General features: G+C 62.3%; 6 protein-coding genes. All 6 read right to left on the bottom strand.

The window, feature by feature from the left end; translation table 11 throughout:
* On the bottom strand, positions 1-307 hold a 307-nt coding region (locus Q8M42_RS14865), incomplete at its 3' end, for a tRNA-dihydrouridine synthase (protein WP_305284352.1).
* 179 nt (positions 308-486) lie between these two features.
* The gene (locus Q8M42_RS14860) at positions 487-1,824 is read right to left on the bottom strand and encodes a DUF3426 domain-containing protein (RefSeq protein WP_304869459.1); all 1,338 of its coding nucleotides are present in this window, start codon (positions 1,822-1,824) and stop codon (positions 487-489) included.
* A 76-nt stretch (positions 1,825-1,900) separates the two neighbouring features.
* Positions 1,901-2,779, bottom strand: a complete 879-nt coding sequence (prmA, locus tag Q8M42_RS14855) for a 50S ribosomal protein L11 methyltransferase (RefSeq protein ID WP_304869461.1) — start codon at positions 2,777-2,779, stop codon at positions 1,901-1,903.
* Positions 2,780-2,924: 145 nt separating this feature from the next.
* Positions 2,925-4,274, bottom strand: coding sequence for an acetyl-CoA carboxylase biotin carboxylase subunit (gene accC / locus Q8M42_RS14850; RefSeq protein ID WP_304869463.1), 1,350 nt, complete (start codon positions 4,272-4,274; stop codon positions 2,925-2,927).
* A 17-nt stretch (positions 4,275-4,291) separates the two neighbouring features.
* Positions 4,292-4,753 (bottom strand): acetyl-CoA carboxylase biotin carboxyl carrier protein, encoded by a 462-nt coding sequence (accB, locus tag Q8M42_RS14845; RefSeq protein ID WP_304869465.1) that lies wholly within the window; start codon positions 4,751-4,753, stop codon positions 4,292-4,294.
* A 22-nt stretch (positions 4,754-4,775) separates the two neighbouring features.
* Positions 4,776-4,931 (bottom strand): type II 3-dehydroquinate dehydratase (locus Q8M42_RS14840; protein ID WP_305284353.1); only part of this gene is annotated, 156 nt, incomplete at its 5' end.

Raw genomic sequence — 4,931 nt, 5'->3', positions numbered from 1 at the left:
AGCCCATGTTGATGTCGATGATCTGCGCGCCCATTTCCACATTGCGCCGCGCCGCTTCGGCGAGCATCTCGGGATCACCACCGGCGATCTGTACCGAGCGTGGCTCGGGATCACCGCTGTGGATCATGCGCAGGCTCGACTTGCGGGTGTTCCACAGACGCACATCGCTGGTGACCATTTCCGACACCACCAGGCCCGCACCCATACGCTTGCACAGCTGACGAAACGGCTGGTCAGTGACACCCGCCATCGGGGCGAGAATCAGCGAATTTGGCAATGTGTAGGGGCCGATGCGTAGCGCCGACATAGGGCTTCCCTGCTCAAGAGACCTGCTGTTGAACAAATAGGAGAGTGCGAAAAAGGGTGGGCATGATACCCGCTCTGGATGACCGGAGAAAGGCTGTTTTGAACAAATTCTGAACAGCTCTGGGCTTATCGCGAAGGGTTTGGTTGTGGCGCATTCTCAAGCAATCCGCCGCGTGCAGGCTATTCCGGCGAGTGGAAGCTCAGGCTGTAGTTCACCGCCCGTGTGCCTGGGTCGAGGATGTCCAGGGATATGTGAATAGGCGTCTGCGGCGGCATTTCCGCATTGCCGGCCAGCTCGCCGGCGAGGTATTCGCTGGGCTTGAAACGGCGGCTGGCGAGCAGTTGGCCGTTGATGTCGGCAAAGCGCATTTCCAGCAGCGGGAAGGGCTGCGAGAACGCCGCGCGGTTGTAGAGGATGGCGTCGACTACCAGCGCACCGCTGAATTCCGGATGGCTGCGCACCACCAGGTTGCTGCTCTTGACCTGGGTGATATCGACCTTGGAGGGCAGCAGGCAACCGACTGCCGGGCACAGCTGCTCGAACCAGGGGCGGTACTGATCCTGGCGCGCCAGTTCGGCAAAGTGGTAGGTCACGTACTGCCCGGCCAGGGCTGCTGCGCCCAGGAAGTTCAGCAGGCCCCAACCGATCCAGCGGCCCCAGGGCTTCTTCGGCTGTTGCCAGTCCAGTTGCAGAGGCTCGTCATCCAGCTCGAACAGGTGCTCGTCACGCAGTGCGGGCTCACTGCGCGCGGTTTTCTTCGGTGTGGTTATGGGTGGATCTTTCTCGATCAGGTTGTCTGCCTGCGAGCTAAGGGGCTCGCGCTCGGCATGCAGCTCAATGTGCTCGATTTCCGGCTCGGGGTGGCGGCGGTCGAGGGCGGTGAGGTCAAGCGGTGGCTCGTCCTCGGGCTCGCTGATCGGTGCGGGCGCTACGGGTGCCGGCGGCGGAGTCGGCCGAACAGGTGGCGTCAGCGGCTGAGGTTTGACGCTCAGGCTGCCCGCCGGCTTGCTCAGCTCATCCTGCAGCAGGGCTTCGGCCCAGCGCTCATCGTGCGGGTCGTGCTCTATCGGCTCGGGGGCCAGAAAGCTTTCGTTGTATTTCGGTGCGCTATCAATCGCCAGGAACTGCTTGGACAGCTGTTGCTCCTGGGCTTCGAGCTTGGCTAGCTCTTCGTCCAGATCGAGGCTGTCCAGATCCAGGTCGTCATGAATCCACAGTGTATCGCTGGCTTTGCTGCTGGCCGGCGCGGCCGCTATTGCAGGCATGGCGCTGGGCATTGCCGGGCGTGGCGCGGGCTGCGCGGGTGGTTTGCTCGGCTGTGGGGCTGGCGTTGGCGCAGCAATTGGCGTCGCCGGGCCAGGTAATTGCTGGCCCTGTTCACGCAGTTGTTGCGCGGCATTGAACACATGCAGGCAGGCTCCGCAGCGCACGGCACCATGGGCGGCACCCAGCTGCGTGAGGCTCACGCGAAAGCTGGTGCGGCAATGGGGGCACTGGGTGACGAAGCTCTGGGTCATGCGGCGATCCGGCTAAACGAGGCGGCTAGTCTAACGCAAGTGCTTGGCAATGCAGCAGCTGTGCGCGCTGGGGCGGTTAGCGGCGTACGCCACTGATGCGCACCCAGCCGTCTTTATCGGCAGTCGGGTCGAGGATAAAAGCGTCGTTATAGGCGGCGCGCACCTCTTCGGCCTGCTCGGCAAGGATGCCTGACAGTGCCAGGCGCCCGCCGGGCTTGACCAGGCGGGTGATCTGCGGCGCCAGCGCCACCAGAGGACCGGCGAGGATATTGGCGACCACCACGTCGGCCGGCTGTTGCGGCATGTCTTCAGGCAGGTAAAGCGGGAAGCGCGCGGGGTCGATACCGTTGCGCCCGGCGTTATCGCGCGAGGCTTCGATGGCCTGGATGTCGATATCGGTGCCGACTGCTTGCGGCGCGCCGAGCAGCAGGGCGGCAATCGCCAGGATGCCTGAGCCGCAACCGAAGTCGATCACGCTGCAATCCTGCAGGTGCTGGCCATCCAGCCATTCCAGGCACAGTGCGGTGGTCGGGTGAGTGCCGGTGCCAAAGGCCAGGCCTGGGTCGAGCAGCAGGTTGACGGCGTCCGGCTCTGGTGCGGCGTGCCAGCTCGGCACGATCCACAGGCGCTGGCCGAAACGCATCGGCTGGAAACCGTCCATCCAGCTGCGCTCCCAGTCCTGGTCGGCGATCACTTCAGCCTGGTGCTCCGGCAACTCGGCGCCGGTCAGCAGTTGCAGGTGCGCGAATACTGCGTTGGCGTCGGTATCGGCTTCAAACAGGGCGAGCAGGTGGGTGTGCGACCACAGGGGCGTGGTGCCCAGGTCCGGCTCGAAAATAGGCTGGTCTTCGGCGTCCATAAAGGTCACTGAGACGGCGCCGACTTCCAGCAACGCATCTTCGTAGGTTTGCGCCTGCTCTGGGGTGATAGCGAGACGGACTTGTAACCAGGGCATGGCAAACCTCGTGAGCGTTGTGGCGGGATGGCGCAAATTGGCGCGCAGCTTACTTGAAGCGGTGGGGCGGCTGCCACCGCTGGCGGTCGGCAGAAACGACAAGGGCTGCCGAATGGCAGCCCTTGTCTGTGCGCTTAGCCGAAGCTTAGTGCTTATCCATACCCAGTTTTTTCTCCAGATAATGGATATTCACGCCGCCTTTGCAGAAACCTTTGTCGCGGACCAGCATGCGATGCAGCGGCACGTTGGTCTTGATGCCGTCGACCACGATTTCGTCCAGGGCGTTACGCATGCGGGCCATGGCCTCGTCGCGGGTGGCGCCGTAGGTGATGATCTTGCCGATCAGCGAGTCGTAGTGCGGCGGTACGGTGTAGCCGCTGTACAGGTGCGAATCGACCCGTACGCCGTTGCCGCCCGGGGCGTGGAAGTGCTTGACCTTGCCGGGGCAGGGCATGAAGTTGTCCGGGTCTTCGGCGTTGATCCGGCATTCCAGCGAATGGCCGCGAATCACCACGTCACTCTGCTTGAACGACAGCTTGTTGCCAGCGGCGATGCTGAGCATCTCCTTGACGATGTCGATGCCAGTGACCATTTCCGAAACCGGATGCTCAACCTGTACGCGGGTGTTCATCTCGATAAAGTAGAAATGCCCATCTTCGTAAAGGAACTCGAAGGTGCCGGCACCGCGATAGCCGATCTCGATGCAGGCATCGACGCAGCGTTGCAGCACTTCGGTGCGGGCTTTTTCATCAATGCCCGGTGCCGGCGCTTCTTCCAGCACCTTCTGGTGGCGGCGCTGCAGCGAGCAGTCGCGGTCACCCAGGTGGATGGCGTTGCCTTGGCCGTCGGAGATCACCTGGACTTCCACGTGACGTGGATTGCCGAGGAATTTCTCCAGATAGACCATCGGGTTGCCGAACACCGAACCGGCTTCGCTGCGGGTCAGCTTGGCCGATTTGATCAGGTCTTCTTCCTTGTACACCACGCGCATGCCGCGACCACCGCCGCCGCCAGCGGCTTTGATGATCACCGGATAACCGACTTCGCGAGCAATCTGCAGGGCGGTTTCTTCGTCTTCCGGTAGCGGGCCGTCGGAGCCAGGCACGACTGGTACACCGGCACGCTTCATGGCGTCCTTGGCCGATACCTTGTCGCCCATCAGGCGAATGGTCTCGGCTTTCGGGCCGATAAAGGCGAAGCCGGAGTTTTCCACCTGCTCGGCGAAATCGGCGTTTTCCGCGAGAAAGCCGTAACCAGGGTGGATCGCAGTGGCGCCGGTGACTTCAGCGGCGCTGATGATCGCCGGAATATTCAGATAGGACAGCGCGCCAGAGGCCGGGCCGATGCACACCGACTCGTCGGCCAGGCCCAGGTGCATCAACTCGCGGTCAGCGGTGGAATGCACCGCGACGGTTTTGATGCCCAGCTCTTTACAGGCGCGCAAGACGCGCAGGGCGATCTCGCCGCGGTTGGCGATCAGAACTTTTTCCAACATCGCTGGCTCTCCGTGGATCAAACGATGGTGAACAGAGGCTGGTCGTATTCCACCGGCTGACCGTTCTCGCCCAGGATGGATTCGATCACGCCGCTGGTTTCGGCCTCGATGTGGTTCATCATCTTCATCGCTTCAACGATGCAGAGAATGTCGCCCTTCTTCACGCTCTGGCCGACTTCAACGAAGTTGCCCGACGTCGGGCCGGAAGCGCGGTAGAAGGTGCCGACCATCGGCGAGCGCACCACGGTGCCATTCAGCTTGGCGGCTGCAGGCGCAGCGGCTTCAGCAGCTACTGGTGCGGCAGCAACCGGAGCAGCTGCAGGCGCAGGCGCCTGGGCGTACATCGGCTGTTGCATAAAGGCCGGCTGCTTGCTGTGACGGCTGATCCGCACGGATTCTTCGCCTTCGCGAATCTCCAGCTCGTCGATACCGGATTCTTCCAGCAGCTCGATCAGTTTTTTGACTTTACGAATATCCATAGTGGTTCAACTCCCGGTGAGGTCAGGGGCGCTTAAGTTCAAGTTGTTCGAGTGCAGCCTCCAGGGCCAGTCGATAACCGCTGGCGCCAAGGCCGCAGATCACTCCCACCGCAACATCTGAAAAGTAGGAGTGATGGCGGAAAGCTTCGCGTTTGTGCACGTTGGACAAATGCACTTC

It is taken from the genome of Pseudomonas sp., assembly GCF_030684895.1.
Taxonomy (GTDB): Bacteria; Pseudomonadota; Gammaproteobacteria; order Pseudomonadales; family Pseudomonadaceae; genus Aquipseudomonas.
This window is presented reverse-complemented; position numbering and strand designations above follow the sequence as displayed.

Bases quoted from the DNA above. Each gene is read 5' to 3' on its own strand.
- Q8M42_RS14860 (WP_304869459.1), bottom strand. From the start codon at position 1,824: ATGACCCAGAGCTTCGTCACCCAGTGCCCCCATTGCCGCACCAGCTTT.
- prmA (WP_304869461.1), bottom strand. From the start codon at position 2,779: ATGCCCTGGTTACAAGTCCGTCTCGCTATCACCCCAGAGCAGGCGCAA.
- accC (WP_304869463.1), bottom strand. From the start codon at position 4,274: ATGTTGGAAAAAGTTCTGATCGCCAACCGCGGCGAGATCGCCCTGCGC.
- accB (WP_304869465.1), bottom strand. From the start codon at position 4,753: ATGGATATTCGTAAAGTCAAAAAACTGATCGAGCTGCTGGAAGAATCC.